Raw genomic sequence first — 22,569 nt, 5'->3', positions numbered from 1 at the left:
GAACGGAAATCTCAGGACTCCTTGGCAGCGGCGGCCGGTTCGTTGGCCGGGATCTTCTTGCCCAAGAGGTACAGGCGGCGTACGGACCAGCAGAACAGGACCACCAGCAGGACATTGCGCACCGTCAACACCAGTGCCATCCAGGGGTTGTTGTGGCTCAGTGCGTCATAGAAGAGGGGGTAGATGAAGTATGTGGCCACCCCAATGGCGATGAGCATCGCCGCGGGCACCCGCCATTCCTTCCAGCTGTGGGCAAGCCCGACAGCGACGGCAGGCGCCAACCACACCATGAACTGGGGCGACCCGACCTTGTTGAACACGACGAAAGCCGTGGCCATGGTCAGGGAGCCAGCCAACAACAGCTCGGTGCGGTCAGCCCCGCCGGTCCGCTTGCCGTTGTGGAGTGCCCAGAAAGTCAAGGCAGCCACCAGGATCGCGGCCAGGGCGAGAAGGGGTTGCATAAGGAATGACATGAAGGCCGTGCCGGGCCCATCCACCTGCATTGAGTTGATGTCCGTGTTCATGTACATCCTCGAACCGCCAACATGGAGGACCGAGAGCCACAACCAAGGAGTGGTGAAGGTGGCTTCCAACTGCATGCCACGATCGCCTTGCTGGGTCAGGAAGTTAAGGATTTTCGGCAGTTGACCGACGGCCGCCGTGAGTGCGATGACCAGAACGCTGGTCAGGATTCCGGCAGCCACCACTTTGGTTCTCTGCTTGACCACAGTGAACAACGACAACATGACGGCGGCCGGCCAGACCTTCATCCAGGTGGCAACGCTCAGGAGGGTCGAGGCAATAAAAGGGTGAGACACCCCGTACGCCAAGGCGATCAACACGATGGGGGCAGTCAACCCGTCCACCCGGGCGAATCCCAGCCAACCCATGATGAAGACGAAGACCAGCCACCACCATCCCGCCGGGACAGCCTCGCGACGACGGCCCCGCCCCGTGAGCTTGGCGAGAGCGACGCCGTTGAGCACGGTGATCATGAGTACCCAGAGAAAGAAGAACGGACCGGGTCCGGCCAAGCCCGCGATGGCCATTGGAACCAAGGCGAGAACGGGGTAGACCCAAGGACTGGGGCCGCTGCTCAGGTTCTCATCCCGGAACCCTGCCGAGGTCCAGTCCCGATAGATGAAAGTGTCGCTAAAGGCCTCACCGCGCAAGGAAAGGATCAGCGCGAACACGAGGAAGACCAAGTGCACGACGCAGAAGCCTGCAAGGAGGCCCTTGGGAGAATTGAGCCTTGCCTCCACCGAAACGGGAAGAACACGATGGCGGAACCGTGTGAGCGCGCTGAAGAATGAGTCCGTGGAAATGGGAGGATCCTTGTCAGGTAGTTATCGTCACAGGGTGCCGTAAGAGCCTCATCCATCCTATCTCAGGCCACTTTCGGGGGCAGACCCACGGTCCTGTCGGCCCCGGGAAGCCAAGGGTGGCGATGCTACAGTTGCACTAATCCATGGCAGCCGGCGGTACCACTTTGACCCGGATGCGGCAGGGAACCGGACAGGATTTTGTTTGATGGTGACGTCGAAGTTTCGTGAGCGTGAGGTGGGGAGTTCGTTGGCTCATCCAGAGGCGCTTGGCGATTCCAATGCCCCAGTGCACGGCACCGAGATAGCCAAAGCGGCGAGGACGGCGATCCTCCAAGGGTTCGTCGGGTCGTTGCTCATGGTGGCAGGCTCGGTCGGCGTCGGCTGGATGGCGACAACCAGCGGCTCCCTTATCCGTACGCCCCTTTTCATCATGGCCAGGACATCTCCGGTTGGCGTGATCGTCTGCACCGTGATGCTCTGCCTCGGCGCACTCCTGCTCCTGCGTTCTTGGCTGCGCATTGCCCAGCGGATCGGCGGATGGAACCCGTCCTCGCGTCCTGTGCTCCGGCGCGCATTGTGGATGTGGGCCGTCCCGATGATGTTCAGTTTGCCGTTGTTCAGCAGGGACGCATATGCCTACATCGGCCAGGGCCGGCTCATGGAGCAGGGACTGAACCCGTACACCAACGGCATCTCGGCCCTGAGCAACTACTTTTCACTCGGACCCGACAAATTGTGGACGGAAGCGCCTACGCCTTACGGCCCGCTATGGCTCTGGATCGAACAGGGTGCCGTCTGGGTGAGCGCCGGCGTCCCTGAGCTTGCCCTGATTCCCTTCCGCCTGGCTGCCCTCGCCGGGGTGGTCCTGCTCGCCGTGTACGTTCCACGTTTGGCTGCGCTCCACGGAGTGAACCCGGATCGGGCGCTATGGCTTGGGGTCCTCAACCCGGTTCTCCTGATCAACTTCATCGCCAGCGCACACAACGACTCCTTGATGTTGGGACTGGTTGTTGCCGGATTGTACTTCGCATCGGTCAAACGACCCGTGCTTGGAATCGTGCTGATCACTGCTTCGATCGCGATCAAGCCGATTACTTTGATTGCGTTGCCTTTTGCCGGGCTGCTGTGGGCAGGTGCCCGTGCCGGCTGGGGCCGCAGAATGCTCTGCTGGACGGCGACGTTGGGCTTGTCCTTAGGCCTGCTGGCCGCCGCAGGACTGGTGAACGGCCTGGGATTTGGCTGGCTTGGCGCCCTCCAGACTCCCGGCGCCGTCTGGATCTGGTACGCGCCGGTGGGGTTGCTGGCACATACGGCGGGATTCGTCGTCGGACTTTTCGGGGGTCCCGGCGTTCCCGTGACGGATGTCATTCAGACCGCCGGAACGGCGGTCTCGGCGCTTGCTATCGTCTGGCTCGCCGTACGGACGCCCGGCCGCGGAATCGGTATGCCTGCGCAGATCGACGACGAACCCGAGTTCAACAAGACAGTGCTTCGCCGGATGGCCTGGGCTTTCGCCGCCGTCGTCGTCTTGGCGCCGGTGATCCAGCCGTGGTACATGGTGTGGCTGCTCGTGTTCTTCACCGTGACGGGGATCGCGGACGGCGCCCAGCTCCGCACGGTCTTCTATTTGACGGCGTTCTTCACCCTTATCGCCCTGACCGACCAATTGAGCGTCTTCCAGTGGATCCCCATCGAAGTGGTGCGCGGAGTGGCCATCGCCATCGCGGTCTCCTTCATTGCCTACCTGGTGTTCTTTGACAAGAAGACCCATGTGCTGTTCCGCCCGCGTCGCGGGATTTTGAAGCTCAAGCTCAAACCGAAGTCCTGAACCTGATTCACTCGAGGTGTTTCATCGCTTCACGCAGGGATAACGGGCTTAGCATGGGCCGTCGGGTTTCCACGTAATTCCGCACCCATTGGGGATCGGTCTTGGCGTACTCCCGCAGGGTCCAGCCGATCGCTTTCCTGATGAAGAACTCCTTGTCCGCCAGGTTGGCGTCAAGCGCCGTGGCAAGAAGTCCTTGGTCCGTGGACGTCTTTGCCTTGAGCTGGGAGGTGATGGCTGCGCGGCGGACCCAGAAGTCCGGGTCGCTTGCCCATGTCCTCAAGAGGGGAGTCAGTGTGCTCCGGTAGTGTTGCAGAAGGGCGCCAATACGGTCGGAAACACCGTCAACGAAGTCCCACCATGCGCCGGTCCGGATGATTTCTTCATATAGGGGCAACATCTCCAGATCCTTGGCCACGGACTTGAGCGAGGTCAGATCGATGGCCGCATAGCGTTCTTCCCGCCATGTAGCTTCCCGCCACAGCAACCGGACATCGTCACGAAGTTCGGCGGGGGACTCGAAAGGGAGTTCTTTCGCGGTCGCGAGGACGATGCGGCGGACTGCGGGGACCTTGACGCCGAGCGAAGGCATGGATGATTTCATGTACGCCTGTGCCGATTTCGCACGGTCCGGGTCTGCCTCTGCCTGCAGGCGTTCACGAATGATGGCGAGTCTTCGGTGTTCCATACCGTGACTTTAGGACACTCGTGGGCGGGTTCGGACACGGCTCCCGGTTGACTGCGATGAAGACGCCCCTAGAGTGGGTTGAAGTGTTCGTCCGGCGGCCGGTCCGGCCCCCTGTTCTTGATGCTTGGAGGCCTGTGATGTCCATGGTGAAGACGCCAGAAGAGATTGCGCTCATGCGCGAAGCCGGAAGGGTGGTTGCCAACACGCTTTCGGCGGTTCGTTCGCACGCCGGGGTTGGAGTGTCGCTCAAGGAACTCGACGAGGTTGCGGCCGCTTTCATGGAGGCCGCCGGAGCCAAGCCGGCGTTCCTGAATTACCGCCCGCGGTGGGCGTCCACGCCCTTTTCAGGGGTCATCTGCACGAGCGTCAACGACGCCGTGGTGCACGGCATCCCGGACGGATATGTGTTGCAGGACGGCGATCTGTTGAGCGTCGATTGCGGAGCATTCGTGGAGGGTTGGTGCGGGGACGCGGCAGTCAGCTTCATTGTGGGCACCGCGGATCCGGTGGACCAGGAGTTGATCGATGCCACGGACGCCGCCCTCGCCCGCGGAATCGACGCCGCAAGGATTGGAAACAAGATGGGCGACCTTGCGTACGCCATCGGCGGAGAAGCCAAGCGCAGCGGTTACGGGATCCTTGCCGATCACGGTGGGCACGGCATCGGTCGGACCATGCACGCCGAGCCGAGTGTGCCGAACATCGGACGGCCGGGCCGCGGCGTGAAGCTCGTGGAGGGCTTGGTGATCGCTATCGAGCCGATGTTGATCCTGGGCGGCAGTGACGACTACTACCACGACGACGACCAGTGGACCCTGCGCTCCGCCAACGGCCGCCGTGCGGCGCACAGCGAACACACCGTGGCGATCACTGCAGAGGGCCCGGTTGTGTTGACACTGCCTTAGCTGGTTTTTCGGCATACGGGGCTTGGAGAATCAGCGCCGCAGGCGCATGACCGCCCTTCCGGATACCGCTGTGGAAACCGTAAAGAAGCCAGCCGCCTCGAACAACTTCACGGTTCCCTGGTAGAGATCGGCCGGACCGGCCTTGGGCCGCAGCGAGGGATCCACGGGGTAGCCTTCCACGATTTCGGCGCCGTGCGCGAACGCATGCCCGACGGCGGCGTCCAGCAATGCGGCGGCCACCCCGCTCCGGCGGTGGCCGGGAGAAACCACGAAACAACTCACCGACCAGACTCCCGGGCCTTCCGGGGTACCTGCTCCTGCGGCTTTGAGGATCCGGGATCGCTCGATGCGCGGATAGCACTGGCGCGGTTCCACCGCACACCAGCCCACCGCTTCGCCGCCCCGGAACGCCAGGACGCCAGGTTCGGGGCCGTCGTCGAATTTGGCTTTGAGCTGTTCCTTCCGAGCCTTGGGTGGAGTGGTCTTCCAATCCTGCCCTGTGAGGGCGAACCACCGGCACCAACAGCGCGAAGGCTCGCCGCGGACGCCGAATAGCCCTTCAACATCGGGCCAGCTTGCAGGGCCCGTCGTGATGGCTGCGGAGCGGGTGAGGTTCAGGACCATAGGAACAGCGTAGAACGCTGCGAGGGCGGACGGCGCAGGCTGGCGTCCGCGTGGCCGTTGTCTTCGCGGCCTGAGGAAAGCAAGAGCGGCCCTGAACTACGTTTGCGCAGTTCAGAGCCGCTCTTTGCGTGCCCCGGGAGGGAATCGAACCCCCGACCAAGAGATTAGAAGGCTCCTGCTCTATCCTCTGAGCTACCGAGGCAGGCGACGCACGCACAGCACGTGGCTGAGGCGCCATCAAGAGTTTACATTGCGGCGGCTGCCTGTGAAGCCGGCTCGGTTTTGACCTCGACTCTTCCCCCACAGGCGGCCATGGCGTGGGGCTATCCACATACGTGAACTGGGTTCTGCCGCGGAAGTCCGCGGCACGTGAAGCTGAAAGAGCCAGGCAGGCAGCTCAACTCACGTTAGGACAAAACCATGAATGACATCATCACCGTCCGGGGATTCGTTGCCACGGAACCCAGGAGTTCGACGACACCGGGCGGGACGGGGACGGCCTCGTTCCGACTGGGCTCCACGGCGCGCAGGTTCGACCGCGCGAACGATGTCTGGGTGGATGGCAACACCAATTGGTTCAGCGTCCAGGCATTCAGGCATCTCGCGGGAAACATCGGATGCAGCGTCAAGAAGGGCCAGCGGGTCATCGTGGTCGGAAAACTCAAGCTGAGGCAATGGGAACACGACGGCAAGATCTACCACGTTGCCGAAATCGTCGCCGAAACGGTGGGGCACGACCTCATGTGGGGCTCGGCGAACTTCATCCGGACCACCGGTGGCACCGGCCCGCAAAGCACGCCCGCGGCCGCTGAAGCGGAACCGGAGAACCCGTGGCCCGCGGCCGAAGAAGAGGGTGAAGACGGCCCGCACGACGACGAGGACGGCAGCGCCGCAACCGAGCGGGAAGTTATCTTTTCGGCCGGAGAAGGTGACGAGCCGGTTCTCGTTGATGCTCACACGGGAGAACTTGTCGACGCGCAGGCCTGAATGCCCGCGCGGCCTGAAATGATGCCGGGGCCTGAAACAGTGGATGCCGCGGACCTCCGCGGATGCCATGCGGCGCGGCCGGTAGTACGCCGCGTGGCAGAATAGCCGGGTGATGAGCAGGGGAATGCCGCAAAAGCCATTAGGACGCCGCCACGCGGCCGGGAGCCCGGGTTTGCTGCTTGCGGTGCCGTTACTCGTGGCCGGGCTGGTGGCCGGCTGCACGGCGCCTGCTCCCGTGGTGTCAGGAAACACGCGTGTTTCGTCGCCTGCCCCATCGAGTATGGCCAGTGCTACTCCCACTGCCACACCCGGTGCTGGAAGCCCGTCGGCATCGGCTCCGCTCGGACCGGGAACCGCTGCCCTGAAGCAGACTATGGAGTCCGTACTCAAAACCATTGCCGCCGCCACCCCCAAACCGGCACAGGACGCATTGCGATCGCAACTCGTTTCGGCCGGCATCCCCGCGTCTGCTGTGGAGGTATCCACGAGCAAGACACCGACGGGACTGGATGTCGACGCTATCGAGGCCGCCGCCAGGCTCGACAAGGACTGCGTCATGGGCGAGATCAGGGACGGCCAGGTTTCGGTGTCGGTCCTGCCCGTGTTGGCCAGCGGCAAATGCTTCGTCGGGGATTCCCGCTAGCCAGGCCGAATGTGAGTTATGCCGTGCCACCCATTAGATTTAACGGCATGGCGGAATTCATTTATACGATGACCAAGGCTCGCAAGGCCGTTGGCGAAAAACTAATCCTGGACGATGTCAGCATGTCGTTCTTCCCTGGCGCGAAGATCGGCGTCGTCGGCCCGAACGGAGCCGGCAAGTCCACGATCCTGAAGATCATGGCTGGTATCGACACCCCGTCGAACGGCGAAGCCCGCCTCAGCCCCGGCTACTCCGTGGGCATCCTCCTGCAGGAGCCGCCCCTGAACGAGGAAAAGACCGTCCTGGGCAACGTCCAGGAAGGCGTGGGCGAGATCTACTCGAAGATCCAGCGCTTTAACGCGATTTCTGAGGAGATGGCCAACCCGGACGCCGACTACGACACCCTGCTGGAGGAAATGGGCCACCTTCAGGAAGCCATCGACGCTGCAGATGCGTGGGACATCGATTCCCAGCTCGAGCAGGCCATGGACGCGCTCCGCTGCCCGCCGGGCGACTCCGATGTGACTGTCCTGTCCGGCGGTGAGCGCCGCCGCGTGGCGCTCTGCAAGCTCCTCCTGCAGAAGCCCGACCTCCTGCTCCTTGACGAGCCCACCAACCACTTGGACGCAGAAAGTGTCCTGTGGCTGGAGCAGCACCTCTCTTCCTACCCCGGTGCCGTCCTCGCCATCACTCACGACCGCTACTTCCTGGACCACGTCGCCGAGTGGATCTGTGAAGTGGACCGTGGCCGCCTTTACCCCTATGAAGGCAACTACTCCACGTACTTGGAGAAGAAGCGCGCCCGCCTCGAAATCCAAGGCAAGAAGGACGCCAAGCAGGCCAAGCGCCTCACCGAGGAGCTTGAATGGGTCCGCTCCAACGCCAAGGGCCGCCAGACCAAGTCGAAGGCCCGTCTGGCCCGGTACGAGGAAATGGCAGCCGAGGCTGACCGCACCAGGAAGCTCGACTTCGAGGAAATCCAGATTCCGCCGGGACCGCGTCTGGGTGGCCTGGTCCTGGAAGCCAAGAACCTGCAGAAGGGCTTCGAGGACCGGACCCTGATCGACGGGCTTTCGTTCACGCTGCCCCGGAACGGCATCGTCGGCGTCATCGGTCCGAACGGCGTGGGCAAGACCACGCTGTTCAAGACCATCGTCGGGCTGGAACCGCTCGACGGCGGCGACCTCAAGATCGGCGACTCGGTCAAGATCTCCTACGCCGACCAGAGCCGTGGCGGCATCGACCCCAACAAGACGCTGTGGGAGGTTGTCTCAGACGGCCTGGACTTCATCCAGGTCGGCCATGTTGAAATGCCGTCCCGCGCCTACGTCGCGGCCTTCGGCTTCAAGGGACCGGACCAGCAGAAGAAGGCCGGGGTGCTCTCCGGTGGTGAGCGTAACCGCCTGAACCTGGCACTGACCCTCAAGCAGGGCGGAAACCTGCTCCTTCTTGACGAGCCCACCAACGACCTCGACGTCGAAACCCTCAGCAGTCTTGAGAACGCCTTGCTCGAGTTCCCCGGCTGTGCCGTGGTGGTCTCGCACGACCGGTGGTTCCTCGACCGGGTTGCCACCCACATCCTGGCCTACGAAGGCGACGAGGAGAACCCGTCGAAATGGTACTGGTTCGAGGGTAACTTCGAGTCCTACGAGGAAAACAAGGTGGAGCGCCTTGGCGCGGACGCGGCCAAGCCGCACCGTGTCACGCACCGCAAGCTGACCCGCGACTAAAGCGGACGGCAGCAAAGAAGGCCGGCGCCCTGGATATTTCTCCGGGGCGCCGGCCTTCCTGTTTAGATGAATGTGGCAGCGCCGCGGGCCGCTAAGACGGGATCCGGAGCATCCCCTCTTGCGCCACTGTGGCGACATGCTGGCCATCGCGGCTGAAGATCTTGCCGGTGGCGAGTCCGCGGGCGCCTTGGGCGCTGGGGGACTCCTGCACGTAGAGCAGCCACTCATCCACGCGGACGGGGCGATGCCACCACATGGCGTGGTCAAGGCTCGCGACGCTCATGCCCGGCGTCATCCAGCTCAATCCGTTCTTGCGGAGCACCGATTCCAGGATGGTGTAGTCGCTTGCATAGGCCAGGGCGGCCAGGTGGAGGTTGGGATCGTCCGGCATCGGGCCAAAGGTCTTCATCCAGACGGCATTGCTGGCGACCCGGTTCCTGGGAGCTTCCACATAGATTGCGGGATCGACGTGGCGGACATCGAAGGGCCGCTCGAACGACATGTGGCGGGCGAGCGGATGGTCGTACTTCTGCAGGAGTTCAGCGGTGCTCGGCAGGGTTTCGGGATCCGGGATCCCGGCCGGCATGGAGGACTGGTGTTCCACGCCCTCCGCTTCCGTCTGGAAGGAAGCGATCATCGACAGGATCGGTTGACCTTCCTGGTAGGCGTGCACCCGGCGAGCGGAGAACGAGCGTCCGTCGCGAAGCCGTTCAACACTGAAAGTGATGGGCTGGTTGGCGTCCCCGGGACGAAGGAAATAGCCATGCATGGAATGGACGGTTCGGTCGTCTTCCACCGTTCGCATACCGGCGACGAGCGACTGGGCGAGCACCTGCCCGCCGAACACCCGGTGGCGCGGCTGTTTCTGGGAGGGCCCAAGGAAGATGTCCTCGGCTGTCCTCGCGCCGTCGAAGTCGGCCAAGGACAACAACTCGATGAGGGTGGATGTGGGGTCCTCCAAGGCAACCTGCTGTTCCAGGCCGGCGTGCGCGTCAGTCATGGTTCGACTCTAGACGCCCCCCTGACCCCTCTCAACCGCGGACATGCCGGTAGAGTCAATGATGTGTCCGATGTACTGACCCAGTCCTTCCATTTCGTCGATCCCCGTGATCTGGCCGATCTCCGCACCTACGTCACTCGTGCCAAGAGCATCGACGACGGCGCCATCCGGCTGCAGGCGTCCGGACGCGTCCTGGCCGCATACGTGTGCGTCCTGAGGCCGCGCCTCCTGGGCGAGTCGACGCCGACCATTCTCGGGCTCCGGACCATCGCCCTCGCCGATGACGCCCGTGCGGACGTCACCGTGACCCTGTCCTCGGTCCTGGATCGCCTGGCGCGTTCCGGTGCCGACGACGTCGAGCTTCCGATCCCGCCGTCGACCGTTTCCGAATCCTGGGCCGGAGTCGGGGCGCCCCGCAGCGGCTGGGAGCCGCTGGGTTCAGTGCCCGACGCCGAACTCAGGTCAGTCGCGAATGCCGGAATTGCCGAGGTGGCCGGGATTGTTCCCGATCAGCCCGGCGCATTGATCGTCAACAACGCCAGGGCCGCGGTGTGGGGCCGGGAGATTCCCGGACTCGACGGCGTGCCCGCCGGCGCGGCGTTCGCGGCCCTGGCGCTCGGTTTCCTTGGCGACGGCGAACACCGGCTCTTCCGCAACGGCCGTTGGTTCCGGCTCAGCGGCAGCCGGGGCCACATCCTCGCACGATCCGGATCAGGACTGGACTTCCAAGCCCGCTGAACCCAGGCCCGGGCCGGGGCACTCCCCGGGCCGGCACACTGCGCCGTCCCACAAGCTCAGGGCTGCTGGACCGACGGGCTGTTGACCATGGTGAGCGCAGCCCGCTCCATGTAGTCCCACAGCGTACCTTCGTGGAGCGGCGACAAGCCGAGCGAATCGACTGCGGCGCGCATGTGGAAGAGCCAGCGGTCCTTGGCTTCGGGCGTCACTTGGAACGGCATGTGCCGCATCCTCAAGCGGGGATGGCCACGTTCTTCGCTGTAGGTGCCCGGGCCGCCCCAATACTGCTCAAGGAACATGAGGAACCTCCGCTTGGCAGGGGCAAGGTCTTGTTCCGGGTACATGGGCCGGAGCAATGGATCCTCGGCGACGCCGTCGTAGAAGACATCGATGAGTTTCACGAAAGTCTCGTGGCCACCGATGGCCTCATAGAAGCTGTCGGTGTAGGCGGGCTGGCTGAACGGATCGTTTTGCATCAACTGCCGCCGTTCGGCCGGCTGCGGCGTTGCTGATTCCGGTTGGCTGGCCATGTCACTCGCCTGCTTTCTGCTCTTGAATCTTGAGGGATTCCTTTGGAGATTGAGGCGCTCCGGATGAGGCGGTTTCGGCGGGCGCAGTGCCCGGGGGTGCTGGCGGAACGTCCGGTGCGGATGGTTCTTCCGGTACGTAGTCGCCTTGCGAGCGGTTGCCCACCCTCAGGATTTCTCCGTTGCGCAGATACCAAATGGCGCCGTCCTCCGCCCGGAGCCGGGTGATCCGAAGGCCTACCGATTCAACGGTGCCAATCACTTCGGTGGTCACAATCACATCGCCGATCCCGAACTGGTCCTCGATGGTGATGAAGATGCCGGACAGGAAATCGCGGATGAGCTGTTGGGCGCCGAAGCCAATGGCCACACCCAAAATACCGACGCTGGTGAGCAGCGGTGCAATATCCACATTCAGGTATTTGAGGACGTAGATGATGACGATGACCACCACCACCACGCTGAGCACGCTTGTCAGCAGCGAGCCGATGGTGTGGGCGCGTTGGGCGCGCCGTTCGTGGTCGAGTGCCCGGAAGGCCGGCTGGACCCACCTGAAATGCGGTTTCTTGAAGAAGCTGGTGCCCTCTGCCACTCTGCGGGTAATGCGCAAAATGATGAACCGGGCCACAACCCAGACCACCAGCCCAATGCCCAGCGTCACGAAGATGGACGCGTAATCGATCTTGGCTGCATCGGCCACGATGTTGTCGGTCGACGAGGCGACGTTCATATGCGGGAATGCTCCTCACGGGATCCAATTGTTCGCCGGGCCCTTGATTGCCGGGCGCTGAACACTTTGTCCACGGTCAACCCTATCGCCGTAGTGCGGCCGCATACGCATCGTGATTCCTGGCGTGACGGCCTTTTCGACACCTGACTAACTGGCGGCCACCGTCGTGCTCGGCTCATGCAGAACGGGAAAATTGACGCTTCGGGCGATAAAGCACACCTGGTTGGCCTCATGGTGCAGTTCGTCGACGAGGGAAACATGCGCAGGATCGGCAACCGTGACCTGCGGCTTCAAAGTGACGTTCTCGAACTGGCCGCTGCCGTCGCGATTGAGCCTCATCATGCCCTCGGCGTGGTCCACGTAATCGGTGACAACCACCCCGTGTTTGACCGCGACATGCAGGAAAGACAGCATGTGGCATTGGGAAAGAGCAGTGAGGAGAAGTTGCTCGGGGTTGTACCGGCTACGGTCTCCATGGAAGGTGGGATCCGAAGAGCCCTTCAGGACGGGCAAGCCGGGGATCACGACGTCGTGGTCCCTCGTATAACCGCGGTAGGTGGACGTCCCGGTGCCCAGATTTCCGGTCCAGCGCACGGTCAGGGAGTAGTGGTGCTCGTCCAGGCTCATGCGGAAAGTCTAGCGGCGGTGCTTACCCGGGCGGCACACCGAAAGGCCCCGATTCCATTGAAGCGGAACCGGGGCCTGCCAGTGATTTCCCGACGTTCTTAGACGTCCGCCGCGCGGGCCTTGAGGGCGCGGGCAACGCCGTCGCGGTTTTCGAGCATCATGCGGCGAAGGGCGCTGCTGTCCGCCGGCAGTTCGGCGAGGAACTTGTCCGTGCGGTCAACCGTGGCCTGCGTGGTCAGTTGCGCGGGATAGAGCCCGACGACGATTTGCTGGGCCAGCGCGAAGGTGCGGTTGGCGACAATCCCAGGTACCGCCTCAAAGTACTCTTCGGCGTACGGCTCCAAAAGGGAGGGGTCCGGCACCCGTGTGAAGCCCGTGACGGCGGAGCTTTGAATGGCGTTGGAGAGCTCGCCCGTGACCACGATCTTCTTCCAGGCGGCGGCCTTGGCCTCGGGAGTGGGAAGGGCTGCCGTCGCCAAAGCGGCGGCGTTCTGGCCATTGGCCGTGTGGTCGCGCCCAAGTTCGGCGTCGATCCGGTCCTGGCCCTCGCGCCCGCCCACCACCAGCGCGGTGAGGAGTTCCCAGCGCAAATCCTGGTCAACCGTCAGGCCATCCAGGACGGTGCTGCCGTCCAGGACCGCCTGCACCGTGTCCAGTTGGGAGCTGCTGGCGGCTAGCAGCGCGAAGGACTTCACGAATTGGAGCTGGGCGTCCGATCCGGCCGCCGCGGTACTCGAGAGTTCCCACAGTGTGTCAGCGGCGGCCACCGTGGCCGCATCCTTGTGCTCCGCTGCGACATAGTACGTCAGTGTGGTGGCCAGCTGGCGGAGCTGGGTCAGGATCACGGAGGAATCGGTCTCGGACGCAATGTTCGCCAGGATCAGCTCGACGTAGCCACGGGCCGGGGTTTCGCCGTCGCGGGCCGCATCCCAGGCCGAGCCCCACACGAGGGTGCGGGGCAGGCTGCCGGCGAAGTCCTTCAGGTGGGCCTTCGCAGTGGCCAAGGATGCGGGGTCGAGGCGCACTTTCGCGTAGGCGAGGTCGTCGTCGTTGAGCAGGACCAGGTCCGGACGCTTCATCCCGGCAAGGGCGGGAACATCGGTCCGGGCGCCGTCGACGTCGAGCTCCTCCCGGTGGGTCCGCTCAAGTTTGCCTTCGGCTGAGAGGTCATAGAACCCGACGGCGAGGCGGTGCGGCCGCAGCGTGGGCTGCTCGTCGATAGCCGTCTGCACGATCGCAAAGGACGTGATGGTGCCGTCCGCGTTGACCCCGAGCTCGGGGGAGAGGGTGTTGACGCCGGCAGTCTCGAGCCAGAGCTTGCCCCACTGGTCCAAGTCGCGGCCGCTGGCAGCTTCGAGTTCCTTCATGAGGTCCACCAGTTCGGTGTTCTGCCAAGCGTGTTTTTGGAAGTATTCGCGGACGCCGGCCATGAAATGTTCCGGCCCCACCCACGCAACCAACTGCCGGAGCACGGAAGCTCCCTTGGCATAGGTGATGCCATCGAAGTTGACCTCGACGTCCTGGAGATCGTTGATCTCGGCGAAAATCGGGTGCGTCGTGGGCAACTGGTCCTGCCGGTACGCCCAGGACTTCTCCACCGAGGCAAAGGTGGTCCAGGCCCGGTCGAATTCGGTGTTTTCGACGGCGGCCAGGTGCGACATGTACTCGGCGAAGGATTCGTTGAGCCACAGGTCGTTCCACCAGCGCATCGTGACGAGGTCCCCGAACCACATGTGGGCCAGCTCGTGCAGCACGGTAATGGCGCGGCGCTCGATCTGGGCGCCGGTGACCTTGCCGCGGAAGACGTAGCCTTCGAGGATGGTCACCGCGCCGGCATTTTCCATGGCGCCGGCATTGAACTCGGGAACGAACAGCTGATCGTACTTCTCGAAGGGATACGGGAAGCCGAACTGGGACTCGAAGAACTCAAAACCCTGGCGGGTCAGTTCGAAGATGTTGTCGGCATCCAAATACTGCATGAGGGACTTGCGGGCGAACACCCCGAGCGGGATGACGCGGCCATCGGAGCTGGTGACCTTGCTGCGGACCGATTGGTACGGTCCCGCGATCAAGGCAGTGACGTAGGAAGAGATGCGGGGAGTGGGGGCGAAATGCCAGACGGAGCGCGCACCGCCGTCGTCCCCGGGAGTGGTTTCCACGGGTACCGGGGTGGGTGAGTTGGAGATCAAGTCCCAGTGCGAGGGCGCAGTGACCGTGAACGTGAATGCGGCCTTCAGGTCCGGCTGCTCGAAGACAGCGAACATGCGGCGGGAGTCGGGCACCTCGAACTGGGTGTACAGGTAGACCTCGTTGTCCACCGGGTCCACGAAACGGTGCAGGCCCTCACCGGTGTTCATGTAGGGGGCATCGGCAACTACCCTGAGTTCGTTCTCCGCGGCGAGCCCTGGCAACTGGATGCGCACGCCGTCGGACACTGCTGCCGGATCGAGTTCGGTGCCGTTCAGTGTCACGCTGTGCACGGTCTCCGTGATCGCATCGATAAAGCTCGAGGAGCCCTCGACGGCGGAGAACTTCACCACCGTGGTGGAGCCGAAGACCGTGGCGCCCTTCGTCAAGTCGAGGGTGACGTCATACGAGGTCACGGTGAGCAATTCCGCGCGCTGTCCGGCTTCGGCGCGCGTCAGGTTCAGGCCTGGCAAGGTTTGCCTCCAAGAATGGTGTCGAGAAGCCGGTTGGTTTCAGCCAGCGCCGGCGCTGTGAAGTCATTCTTTCACTTGATCCCGCCTTGGCAAGGCAGCTCGATCACAGTGTCGCCGGCGCGGGGTAGCGTTGGAATATGGGAAAGATGCGCGACTCGTTGGACCTCCGGGCACTCCGCTTTGCGGTGGCATTTCCACTGTTGCTGGCCGCCGCATTTGCCGTGTGCGCCCTCATGTTGCACAACAACCTTCCCGATCCTGTCGCCATCGCGTGGAACGCCGACGGCGGAATCAGCTTCGCGCCGTTCCTCGCCTACGTTTTAGGCGGCGGAGGGTTCCTGGTCCTCGCGGGCTGGCTGGTGTTCATCCAGGCGGTTCCCCTGGCCCGGCCCGTGATCATGCGCCGGGTCATGATGGGCATGGGCCTGATGGTGACCCTCTTCATCACCTCCGTGCTGGCCGCCGGCCTCGTGGGGCAGACGGGCCTCTCCGACGCCCGCAGCTCCCACGTTGACGCCACGGTCCTCGCGCTGGGCGCGGGCGCGGCGCTGCCCCTGGGCGTGGTCATGATGATGGCTTTCAAGCCCGACCCCCATTGGACGCCGGAAGACGACGCCGCGCTCGAGGCCGAAAGGATCCGGACGGAGGACCCCGGCCTGGCGGAGGATTCCATGTTGCTGTGGGTCCACGCCCGGAGTTCGGTGTTCGTGATGATCTGCGTGGCCACCTTGTTCCCCGCCATGTTGATCGCGATTGCGCTCCCGTGGTTGGGCGCATTGCTCGCAGTGGTCGCCGTCATTGGAGCCTGTTTCCTCTTCGTCCGGGTCAGGGCGGACAGGGGAGGCGTGCAGGTCTTTGTCGCGGGCGTTCTGCGGGTCCTCACTGTGCCTGCCGTGGATATCGCAGGCGCTGCCGCGCAGGAGGTCAGGGCCGCCGACTTCGGCGGGTGGGGACTCCGGCACCACGGAGGAGCCACGGCCATGCTCGTCAGCAGCGGTCCCGCCGTCGTCGTCCGCCAGGTCAGCGGCCGCAGGGTGGCGTTCAGTGCAGGGACATCCGCCACGGCGGACCGGCTCGCAGGAATCCTGAACCGCGTCGCGGCGCGTGCCCAGCGCGGCGAGCAGCCTCCGGCCCCCTGAGACCGAGGGGCCCCGCTTCGTCTTAAGAGGTGAGCCGGGGCCCGATCCTAGTAACCTAGGAACCGCATCCCTCACCGCCGCGCCCGGCTTTGCCGCGTTCGCGCGCCAGACTGAATGGACTTCCTGTGACCACACCCCGCGTCCACATCGCCACGGACCACGCCGGCATGGAGCTCAGCGCCCACCTCGTAAGCCACCTGACCGCTAAGGGCTACGACGTCGTTGACCACGGCCCCAAGGTGTACGACGCCCTTGATGACTACCCTTCGTTCTGCATCAACGCGGCCGCTGCCGTAGTCGCCGACCAAGAGGCGGGCGTTCACGCACTGGGCATCGTCCTGGGCGGATCCGGCAACGGTGAACAGATTGCCGCGAACAAGGTCAAGGGGGTCCGGGCCGCACTTGCCTGGAACCTCTCCACGGCGAAACTGGCCCGCGAGCACAACGACGCCAACGTGGTTGCCGTTGGAGGCCGCCAGCACACCGTCGAGGAAGCCACCGAACTGATCGAGGCCTTCCTGGAAGAACCGTTCAGCAACGACGAACGCCACGTGCGCCGCATCGGAAAAATCGCCACCTATGAGAACACCGGCGAAATCGTTGCGTAGTGCCTGAAGGGCATTCCATCCATCGCCTGGCACGCCAGTTCCAGGATGTTTTCGCCGGCCGGGTGCTGGAGGTCTCCAGTCCCCAAGGCCGGTTCGCAGCGGGCGCCGCGCTTTTGGACCGCCACGAACTGCTCGAAGCGACCGCGCACGGCAAACAGCTTTTCCTCCGTTTTGACCATGGGGTGCTCCTGCACGTCCATCTGGGTCTCTACGGTGCGTGGAGTTTCGGCGGCGATGAGTCCTTCCGCGGGGCCTCGAGTATCGGGGCGCCGCGGCGGATCGGCGAACGCGAGACCTTCTCACAAGACGGCGGCGCAGGGAGCCCCGGAAGCAGCTACGCGGGTCCGCCCGAGCCCGTGGGTGCCGTACGCGTGCGCCTCGTTTCAGGGAACGGCTGGGCGGACCTGAGGGGCGCCACCACCTGCGCGGCGATCACCGAGGCGGAGGCCGCGGCCGTCCTGGCGCGCCTGGGTCCCGATCCCCTCCACAACCGCCCTGGCGACCGCGAGGAGTTCATCCGCCGCTTGCTGCGACGCAGGACCGCCGTCGGGCTCCTCCTCATGGACCAGTCGGTCGTGGCCGGGATCGGCAACATCTATCGCGCGGAGGTGCTGTTCCGCCAGCGTGTTGATCCGTGGACTCCGGGCAGCTCGCTGAAGGTCGAAACCGCCGGGTGCCTGTGGGATGACACCGTGGCGACCATGTCCGACGGCGTCCGTGACGGGCGGATTATTACGACCTCGCCGGCTTGGTGGAGCGGTGGGAACGCCGGAGCGCTCGACGGCGAGGCGCACTTTGTCTACAAGCGGCAGGGACAGCCGTGCCGACGATGCGGCGAACTCGTGGGCATGGCCGAGATCGGTGCGCGCAAGCTCTATTGGTGCCCCGGCTGCCAGAACTAAAGTCCGGAGCTAGCAGGTGAAACAGGCGGAAACACGAAGGGCCCCTCGATGAGGGGCCCTTCGTTCTGTGGAGGGGACGACGGGAATCGAACCCGCGTAATCAGTTTGGAAGACTGAGGCTTTACCATTAAGCTACGTCCCCGGGCAAGACTGCATGCACCCTGTTGAATCTCTCGGAGTGTTCCGCGCATCTTTCCGGCGGCTGTTGAAGCCGGATATAACTAAACCTAATTCAGGGGCCAAGTGTCAAATGTGCATTCTCCGCCGAGATGCCCGTAGACTGTCCTGTGCATTCACGGGGTGTAGCTCAGCTTGGCTAGAGCGCCTGCTTTGGGAGCAGGAAGTCGCAGGTTCAAATCCTGTCACCCCGACTCTGTGTGCCTGTTCCGATCCGGAACGCGGCAGAACCCCATCCCACAAAACCAGGAGTACTTAGACTGTGAAGAGCGCTGTCGAGAACCTCACCGCCACGCGGGTCAAGCTCAACGTTGAGGTTCCCTTTGAGGAACTGAAGCCGAGCATCGATGCCGCTTACAAGACCGTTGCTTCGCAGATCCAGGTTCCCGGGTTCCGCAAGGGCAAGGTTCCCTCCAAGCTGGTTGACCAGCGCGTTGGCCGCGGCTACGTCCTGGAGACCGCCATCAACGATGGCCTCAACGGCTGGTACCAGGCTGCCGTCCAGGAAGCCGGCCTCCGCCCGCTGAGCCGTCCCGAGGTTGAGATCACCGAAGTTCCGGACCCGTCCTCGACCGACGGCGAACTGAAGTTCCAGGTTGAGATCGACGTCCGCCCCGAGGTTGAGCTCCCTGACTACGCCGGCATCAAGGTAGAGGTTGCTGCAGCCGATTCCTCCGACGCCGACGTCGACAAGGCCCTGGACGAGCTCCGCGGCCGCTTCGGCACGCTGAAGTCCGTTGACCGCCCGGCCGCCGATGGTGACTTCCTGACCATCGACATCACCGCCACGATCGACGGCGCCGAGATCGACTCCGCCACCGGCCTGTCCTACCAGGTTGGCGCAGGCACCATGCTTGAGGGCCTCGACGAGGCCGTCACCGGCCTTTCTGCCGAAGAAGAAGCAATTTTCGACACCACGCTGGTTGGCGGCGAGCACGCCGGCGAGGCAGCCCAGGTGAAGGTTGCTGTCAAGACCGTCAAGGAGCGCGAGCTTCCTGAGGCCAACGACGACTTCGCCCAGTTGGCGTCCGAGTTCGACACCCTCGCCGAACTGCGTGAAGACCTCGCCAAGCAGGCCGCGGAGTCCAAGGTCGTCGGCCAGGGCGTCGAAGCCCGCGACAAGGTCCTGGACAAGCTCGTTGAGCTCATCGAGGTCCCGGTTCCGGACTCCGTGGTCGAAGAGCAGCTCGAAGCGCACTTCAACCAAGAGAACGCCCACGGTGAAGGCGAGCACGACACCGAGGAACACCGCGCCGAGGTCAAGGCCAACACTGCGCGCGCCTTCCAGAACGAGATCATCCTTGACGCCATCGCCGACAAGGAAGAGGTGAGCGTCAGCCAGAACGAGCTGATCGACTACATCGTCAGCACGGCAAGCCAGTACGGCATGGACCCGAACCAGTTCGCCCAGATCATCGATCAGAGCGGCCAGGTTCCCATGATGGTTTCCGAGGTACGCCGCCGTAAGGCTCTCGCAGTCGTCCTTGGCCAGGCCGAGGTTGTCGACTCCGAAGGCAACAAGGTGGACCTCAGCGACTTCGTGCGCCCCGCCGGCGAAGAGGCCTCCGTCGAAGAAGCCGAAGAAGCGGCTGTCGTTCCGAGCGACGACCCTGCTGCAGTGAAGTTCTAGTTTCAACTCAAGCCGCCCCCGGATCCTTGATCCGGGGGCGGCTTGGTTTAAGCCCCTGGAGCGTGGAATGTGTGCCCTTCCGCAATCGTGCGCCGTCAGCGAACAGCGCGATTTGGGAGAACAAATCGCCGTGGAAAACGGTTAGTGTCCAAGTAGTGAAGATCAGGGATGGCAAGTTCAGCAATGGCCCTGTCACCAGCGAGAGGTAAGTACTTATGTCACAGCACGCAGAGGCGCCCAGGATGGCAACCGTCGATCCAGCGGCCCAGGACAACTACATCTACAACCGCCTGCTGAAAGAGCGCATCATCTGGCTCGGATCCGAAGTCCGTGACGAGAACGCCAACGCGATCTGCTCCCAGCTCCTCCTCCTCTCCGCTGAAGACCCGGAGAAGGACATCTACTTGTACATCAACTCTCCCGGCGGCTCCGTGACCGCCGGCATGGCCATCTACGACACGATGCAGTTCATTCCGAACGACGTCGTGACGGTTGCCACCGGGCTCGCGGCCTCCATGGGCCAGTTCCTCCTTTCCTCGGGCACCAAGGGCAAGCGCTACGCCACGCCCAACGCCCGCATCCTGATGCACCAGCCTTCCGGCGGCATCGGCGGCACGGCGTCGGATATCAAGATCCAGGCGGAGCTCATCCTTCACATGAAGAAGGTCATGGCCGAGCTGACGGCCGACCAGACCGGACAGACCGTGGAGACCATCCTCAAGGACAACGACCGCGACAAGTGGTTCACGGCTACCGAAGCGCTCGAGTACGGCTTCTTCGACAAGATCTCCGCCCACGCAGGCTCTGTGGCCGGCGGTGGCGGAACAGCCAACTCGTCGAATTCCGAGAAGTAACCGGCAGCAAGAAACATTCAGATCAGGAGCAATAAAATGAACTACAACTTTGGATGGTCTGCCGGTAATCTCCCGTCCAGCCGCTATGTCCTCCCGCAATTCGAGGAGCGCACGCCCTACGGCTTCAAGCGCCAGGACCCGTACACGAAACTCTTCGAGGACCGCATCATCTTCCTCGGTGTGCAGGTTGATGACGCTTCTGCCGATGACATCATGGCCCAGCTGCTGGTGCTCGAGTCCACGGACCCGGACCGCGACATCACGTTGTACATCAACTCCCCGGGTGGCTCGTTCACGGCCATGACGGCGATCTACGACACGATGACGTACATTCGTCCGGAGATCCAGACCGTTTGCCTGGGCCAGGCGGCCAGTGCCGCAGCCGTGCTGCTCGCGGCAGGTACCGCGGGCAAGCGCCTCGCCCTGCCCAACGCCCGGGTCCTGATCCACCAGCCGTCGCTGTCCGGCGGCCAAGGGGGCCAGGCTTCCGACCTCGAGATCCAGGCCGCAGAAGTCATGCGCATGCGCTCATGGCTTGAGGACACGCTGGCCAAGCACTCGGGCCGGACGCCGGAACAGGTCAACAACGATATCGAGCGCGACAAGATTCTCACCGCTGCCGAGGCGATGAACTACGGATTGATCGACCAGGTGCTCGATTCCCGCAAGATCAAGCCCCAGGCGATCGCCAGGTAACTGGCCAAAACTCGACGCCGGTGCGGTTCAGGAAATATGGACCGCATCGGCGTTCTGTTTCAACCCAAGCAGCCCATTGTGTCCTACAGTGGAAGTTGTCATGGTGGCGCCCCCGCTGCGATCTTGCGAAATTGCGGATAGGTACGGGGCTGCACCACCCGCATGAAACGAAGGGATTCCCACATGGCTCGGATTGGCGAGAGCACGGATCTGCTGAAGTGTTCTTTCTGCGGAAAGAGCCAAAAGCAGGTTCGGAAGCTGATTGCCGGGCCCGGCGTGTACATCTGCGACGAGTGCATCGAACTCTGCAACGAGATCATTGAAGAGGAACTCGCCGAAGTATCGGATCTTGGTAGCTTCGAGTTGCCCAAGCCGCGGGAGATCTTCGACTTCCTCCAGGAATACGTCATTGGCCAGGAACCCGCGAAACGCTCCCTCGCCGTCGCGGTCTACAACCACTACAAGCGCATCCAGGCGGGCCACGCACCCAAGACAGGCCTTGGCGAAGGTGGACACCACGAAGACGTGGAGATAGCCAAGTCCAACATCCTGCTGATCGGCCCCACCGGCTGCGGCAAGACCTACCTGGCACAAACCCTCGCCCGCCGCCTGAACGTACCCTTCGCCGTCGCCGACGCCACGGCCCTGACTGAGGCCGGATACGTCGGCGAGGACGTCGAAAACATCCTGCTGAAGCTCATCCAGGCCGCCGACTACGACGTCAAGAAGGCCGAACAGGGCATCATCTACATCGACGAGATCGACAAGATCTCGCGCAAGAGCGAGAACCCGTCGATCACGCGAGACGTGTCCGGCGAAGGCGTGCAGCAGGCGCTCCTGAAGATCCTCGAAGGCACCGTGGCCTCGGTTCCGCCGCAAGGCGGACGCAAACACCCGCACCAGGAATTCATCCAGATCGACACCACCAACGTGCTGTTCATTGTCGCCGGTGCTTTCGCCGGCCTCGAGGACATCATTGGATCGCGGTCGGGCCGGAAGGGCATTGGCTTCGGGGCCCCGCTCAACGAGGTCAAGGACAACGCGGACAGCTACGGCGAGGTGATGCCGGAGGATCTGCTCAAGTTCGGGCTCATTCCCGAATTCATCGGACGCCTGCCTGTGATCACCACCGTGTCCAACCTTGACCGCTCCGCGCTCATCCAGATCCTTTCCAAGCCCAAGAACGCCCTGATCAAGCAGTACCAGAAGATGTTCCAGCTGGACGGCGTCGAGCTTTTGTTCGACGACGACGCCCTTGACTCGATTGCCGATCAAGCCCTTGAGCGTGGCACGGGAGCCCGCGGCCTGCGTGCCATCATGGAGGAAGTGCTGCTGCCCGTCATGTTTGACCTGCCCAGCAGGGACGACATCGCCAGCGTCGTCATCACTGCCGACGCCGTGAACAAGAAGGGCCAGCCCACCATGATCGCGCACGAGGTCATTGCGAAGCGTCGGAATAAGTCCGCCTAGCCTGAGGTTGGCATCATTGGTGCCGGACACCGTTTTCGTCCGGCGAGCCGCGCCCCTTACGCCTATCGAAGGAGTTCCCTGTGT

Annotated in this window: 21 protein-coding genes and 3 tRNA genes; 14 read left to right on the top strand and 10 right to left on the bottom strand. The window is 63.5% G+C overall.

The window, feature by feature from the left end; translation table 11 throughout:
• Window positions 1–11: 11 nt before the first annotated feature.
• A complete protein-coding gene (locus LFT47_RS13185; RefSeq protein ID WP_236818564.1) occupies window positions 12–1,325 on the bottom strand; it encodes a glycosyltransferase family 87 protein in 1,314 nt (437 codons plus the stop codon).
• 286 nt (window positions 1,326–1,611) lie between these two features.
• Here LFT47_RS13185 and mptB point away from each other — a divergent pair, with 286 nt between their 5' ends.
• Window positions 1,612–3,153, top strand: coding sequence for a polyprenol phosphomannose-dependent alpha 1,6 mannosyltransferase MptB (gene mptB, locus LFT47_RS13180; RefSeq protein ID WP_236811446.1), 1,542 nt, complete (start codon window positions 1,612–1,614; stop codon window positions 3,151–3,153).
• 7 nt (window positions 3,154–3,160) lie between these two features.
• On the opposite strand, the gene LFT47_RS13175 is transcribed toward mptB, so the two are convergent.
• Window positions 3,161–3,838 carry a DNA alkylation repair protein gene (locus LFT47_RS13175; RefSeq protein WP_236811444.1) on the bottom strand — a complete coding sequence of 226 codons (678 nt, stop codon included), beginning with the start codon at window positions 3,836–3,838 and terminating at the stop codon, window positions 3,161–3,163.
• Window positions 3,839–3,975: 137 nt separating this feature from the next.
• On the opposite strand from LFT47_RS13175, the gene map reads away from it, so the two are divergent.
• On the top strand, window positions 3,976–4,743 hold the full coding sequence (map, locus tag LFT47_RS13170) for a type I methionyl aminopeptidase (RefSeq protein WP_236811442.1): 768 nt from the start codon (window positions 3,976–3,978) through the stop codon (window positions 4,741–4,743).
• A 30-nt stretch (window positions 4,744–4,773) separates the two neighbouring features.
• Here map and LFT47_RS13165 read toward each other — a convergent pair whose 3' ends face one another.
• Together LFT47_RS13165 and LFT47_RS13160 are read right to left on the bottom strand one after the other, a co-directional pair.
• Window positions 4,774–5,367, bottom strand: coding sequence for a GNAT family N-acetyltransferase (locus LFT47_RS13165; RefSeq protein WP_236811440.1), 594 nt, complete (start codon window positions 5,365–5,367; stop codon window positions 4,774–4,776).
• A 129-nt stretch (window positions 5,368–5,496) separates the two neighbouring features.
• Window positions 5,497–5,569, bottom strand: a tRNA-Arg gene (locus tag LFT47_RS13160).
• Window positions 5,570–5,787: 218 nt separating this feature from the next.
• Between LFT47_RS13160 and LFT47_RS13155 the strand changes: the two genes are divergently transcribed.
• From LFT47_RS13155 to ettA, 3 genes are all read left to right on the top strand, one after another.
• Complete coding sequence (locus LFT47_RS13155; RefSeq protein WP_236811438.1) at window positions 5,788–6,354, top strand: single-stranded DNA-binding protein; 567 nt, start codon at window positions 5,788–5,790, stop codon at window positions 6,352–6,354.
• 373 nt (window positions 6,355–6,727) lie between these two features.
• Window positions 6,728–6,997 carry a DUF6993 domain-containing protein gene (locus LFT47_RS13150; protein WP_236811428.1) on the top strand — a complete coding sequence of 90 codons (270 nt, stop codon included), beginning with the start codon at window positions 6,728–6,730 and terminating at the stop codon, window positions 6,995–6,997.
• A gap of 47 nt (window positions 6,998–7,044) precedes the next feature.
• Window positions 7,045–8,727, top strand: coding sequence for an energy-dependent translational throttle protein EttA (gene ettA, locus LFT47_RS13145; protein ID WP_236811427.1), 1,683 nt, complete (start codon window positions 7,045–7,047; stop codon window positions 8,725–8,727).
• A gap of 91 nt (window positions 8,728–8,818) precedes the next feature.
• On the opposite strand, the gene tesB is transcribed toward ettA, so the two are convergent.
• A complete protein-coding gene (gene tesB / locus LFT47_RS13140) occupies window positions 8,819–9,727 on the bottom strand; it encodes an acyl-CoA thioesterase II (RefSeq protein ID WP_236811426.1) in 909 nt (302 codons plus the stop codon).
• Window positions 9,728–9,790: 63 nt separating this feature from the next.
• Between tesB and LFT47_RS13135 the strand changes: the two genes are divergently transcribed.
• Window positions 9,791–10,465 carry a hypothetical protein gene (locus tag LFT47_RS13135; protein ID WP_236811425.1) on the top strand — a complete coding sequence of 225 codons (675 nt, stop codon included), beginning with the start codon at window positions 9,791–9,793 and terminating at the stop codon, window positions 10,463–10,465.
• Window positions 10,466–10,521: 56 nt separating this feature from the next.
• Here LFT47_RS13135 and LFT47_RS13130 read toward each other — a convergent pair whose 3' ends face one another.
• From LFT47_RS13130 to pepN, 4 genes are all read right to left on the bottom strand, one after another.
• Window positions 10,522–10,995, bottom strand: a complete 474-nt coding sequence (locus LFT47_RS13130) for a globin (protein WP_272909583.1) — start codon at window positions 10,993–10,995, stop codon at window positions 10,522–10,524.
• Between the two features lies 1 nt (window position 10,996).
• Window positions 10,997–11,722: a mechanosensitive ion channel family protein gene (locus LFT47_RS13125; protein ID WP_236811423.1), complete on the bottom strand. Its 726-nt coding sequence runs from the start codon at window positions 11,720–11,722 to the stop codon at window positions 10,997–10,999.
• Window positions 11,723–11,869: 147 nt separating this feature from the next.
• Window positions 11,870–12,349: an OsmC family protein gene (locus LFT47_RS13120; RefSeq protein ID WP_236811421.1), complete on the bottom strand. Its 480-nt coding sequence runs from the start codon at window positions 12,347–12,349 to the stop codon at window positions 11,870–11,872.
• A gap of 98 nt (window positions 12,350–12,447) precedes the next feature.
• A complete protein-coding gene (gene pepN / locus LFT47_RS13115) occupies window positions 12,448–15,009 on the bottom strand; it encodes an aminopeptidase N (protein WP_236811419.1) in 2,562 nt (853 codons plus the stop codon).
• Between the two features lie 137 nt (window positions 15,010–15,146).
• On the opposite strand from pepN, the gene LFT47_RS13110 reads away from it, so the two are divergent.
• From LFT47_RS13110 to LFT47_RS13100, 3 genes are all read left to right on the top strand, one after another.
• Complete coding sequence (locus tag LFT47_RS13110; RefSeq protein WP_236811417.1) at window positions 15,147–16,148, top strand: hypothetical protein; 1,002 nt, start codon at window positions 15,147–15,149, stop codon at window positions 16,146–16,148.
• 167 nt (window positions 16,149–16,315) lie between these two features.
• Window positions 16,316–16,756: a ribose-5-phosphate isomerase gene (locus tag LFT47_RS13105; RefSeq protein WP_236818562.1), complete on the top strand. Its 441-nt coding sequence runs from the start codon at window positions 16,316–16,318 to the stop codon at window positions 16,754–16,756.
• The gene (locus LFT47_RS13100; RefSeq protein WP_236811415.1) at window positions 16,756–17,658 is read left to right on the top strand and encodes an Fpg/Nei family DNA glycosylase; all 903 of its coding nucleotides are present in this window, start codon (window positions 16,756–16,758) and stop codon (window positions 17,656–17,658) included. The genes LFT47_RS13105 and LFT47_RS13100 overlap by 1 nt, the downstream gene beginning before the upstream one ends.
• Window positions 17,659–17,726: 68 nt before the next feature.
• On the opposite strand, the gene LFT47_RS13095 is transcribed toward LFT47_RS13100, so the two are convergent.
• Window positions 17,727–17,800: transfer RNA gene (locus tag LFT47_RS13095), tRNA-Gly, on the bottom strand.
• A gap of 154 nt (window positions 17,801–17,954) precedes the next feature.
• On the opposite strand from LFT47_RS13095, the gene LFT47_RS13090 reads away from it, so the two are divergent.
• The 5 genes from LFT47_RS13090 to clpX all read left to right on the top strand — a co-directional run bounded on the left by LFT47_RS13090 (window position 17,955) and on the right by clpX (window position 22,485).
• Window positions 17,955–18,029: transfer RNA gene (locus LFT47_RS13090), tRNA-Pro, on the top strand.
• 68 nt (window positions 18,030–18,097) lie between these two features.
• A complete protein-coding gene (gene tig / locus LFT47_RS13085; RefSeq protein ID WP_236811413.1) occupies window positions 18,098–19,465 on the top strand; it encodes a trigger factor in 1,368 nt (455 codons plus the stop codon).
• Window positions 19,466–19,707: 242 nt separating this feature from the next.
• Window positions 19,708–20,319, top strand: a complete 612-nt coding sequence (locus LFT47_RS13080; RefSeq protein ID WP_236818559.1) for an ATP-dependent Clp protease proteolytic subunit — start codon at window positions 19,708–19,710, stop codon at window positions 20,317–20,319.
• Window positions 20,320–20,355: 36 nt separating this feature from the next.
• Complete coding sequence (locus tag LFT47_RS13075; protein ID WP_234749864.1) at window positions 20,356–21,015, top strand: ATP-dependent Clp protease proteolytic subunit; 660 nt, start codon at window positions 20,356–20,358, stop codon at window positions 21,013–21,015.
• Window positions 21,016–21,198: 183 nt separating this feature from the next.
• The gene (clpX, locus tag LFT47_RS13070; protein WP_059389365.1) at window positions 21,199–22,485 is read left to right on the top strand and encodes an ATP-dependent Clp protease ATP-binding subunit ClpX; all 1,287 of its coding nucleotides are present in this window, start codon (window positions 21,199–21,201) and stop codon (window positions 22,483–22,485) included.
• Window positions 22,486–22,569: the final 84 nt, after the last annotated feature.

This window comes from Arthrobacter sp. FW306-2-2C-D06B, assembly GCF_021789175.1.
GTDB lineage: Bacteria > Actinomycetota > Actinomycetes > Actinomycetales > Micrococcaceae > Arthrobacter.
This window is presented reverse-complemented; position numbering and strand designations above follow the sequence as displayed.

Coding starts and splice junctions, on each gene's coding strand:
- LFT47_RS13175 (WP_236811444.1), bottom strand. CDS start 3,838: ATGGAACACCGAAGACTCGCCATCATTCGTGAACGCCTGCAGGCAGAG.
- map (WP_236811442.1), top strand. CDS start 3,976: ATGTCCATGGTGAAGACGCCAGAAGAGATTGCGCTCATGCGCGAAGCC.
- LFT47_RS13165 (WP_236811440.1), bottom strand. CDS start 5,367: ATGGTCCTGAACCTCACCCGCTCCGCAGCCATCACGACGGGCCCTGCA.
- LFT47_RS13155 (WP_236811438.1), top strand. CDS start 5,788: ATGAATGACATCATCACCGTCCGGGGATTCGTTGCCACGGAACCCAGG.
- LFT47_RS13150 (WP_236811428.1), top strand. CDS start 6,728: ATGGAGTCCGTACTCAAAACCATTGCCGCCGCCACCCCCAAACCGGCA.
- ettA (WP_236811427.1), top strand. CDS start 7,045: ATGGCGGAATTCATTTATACGATGACCAAGGCTCGCAAGGCCGTTGGC.
- tesB (WP_236811426.1), bottom strand. CDS start 9,727: ATGACTGACGCGCACGCCGGCCTGGAACAGCAGGTTGCCTTGGAGGAC.
- LFT47_RS13130 (WP_272909583.1), bottom strand. CDS start 10,995: ATGGCCAGCCAACCGGAATCAGCAACGCCGCAGCCGGCCGAACGGCGG.
- LFT47_RS13125 (WP_236811423.1), bottom strand. CDS start 11,722: ATGAACGTCGCCTCGTCGACCGACAACATCGTGGCCGATGCAGCCAAG.
- LFT47_RS13120 (WP_236811421.1), bottom strand. CDS start 12,349: ATGAGCCTGGACGAGCACCACTACTCCCTGACCGTGCGCTGGACCGGA.
- LFT47_RS13110 (WP_236811417.1), top strand. CDS start 15,147: ATGGGAAAGATGCGCGACTCGTTGGACCTCCGGGCACTCCGCTTTGCG.
- LFT47_RS13105 (WP_236818562.1), top strand. CDS start 16,316: ATGGAGCTCAGCGCCCACCTCGTAAGCCACCTGACCGCTAAGGGCTAC.
- LFT47_RS13080 (WP_236818559.1), top strand. CDS start 19,708: ATGGCAACCGTCGATCCAGCGGCCCAGGACAACTACATCTACAACCGC.
- LFT47_RS13075 (WP_234749864.1), top strand. CDS start 20,356: ATGAACTACAACTTTGGATGGTCTGCCGGTAATCTCCCGTCCAGCCGC.
- clpX (WP_059389365.1), top strand. CDS start 21,199: ATGGCTCGGATTGGCGAGAGCACGGATCTGCTGAAGTGTTCTTTCTGC.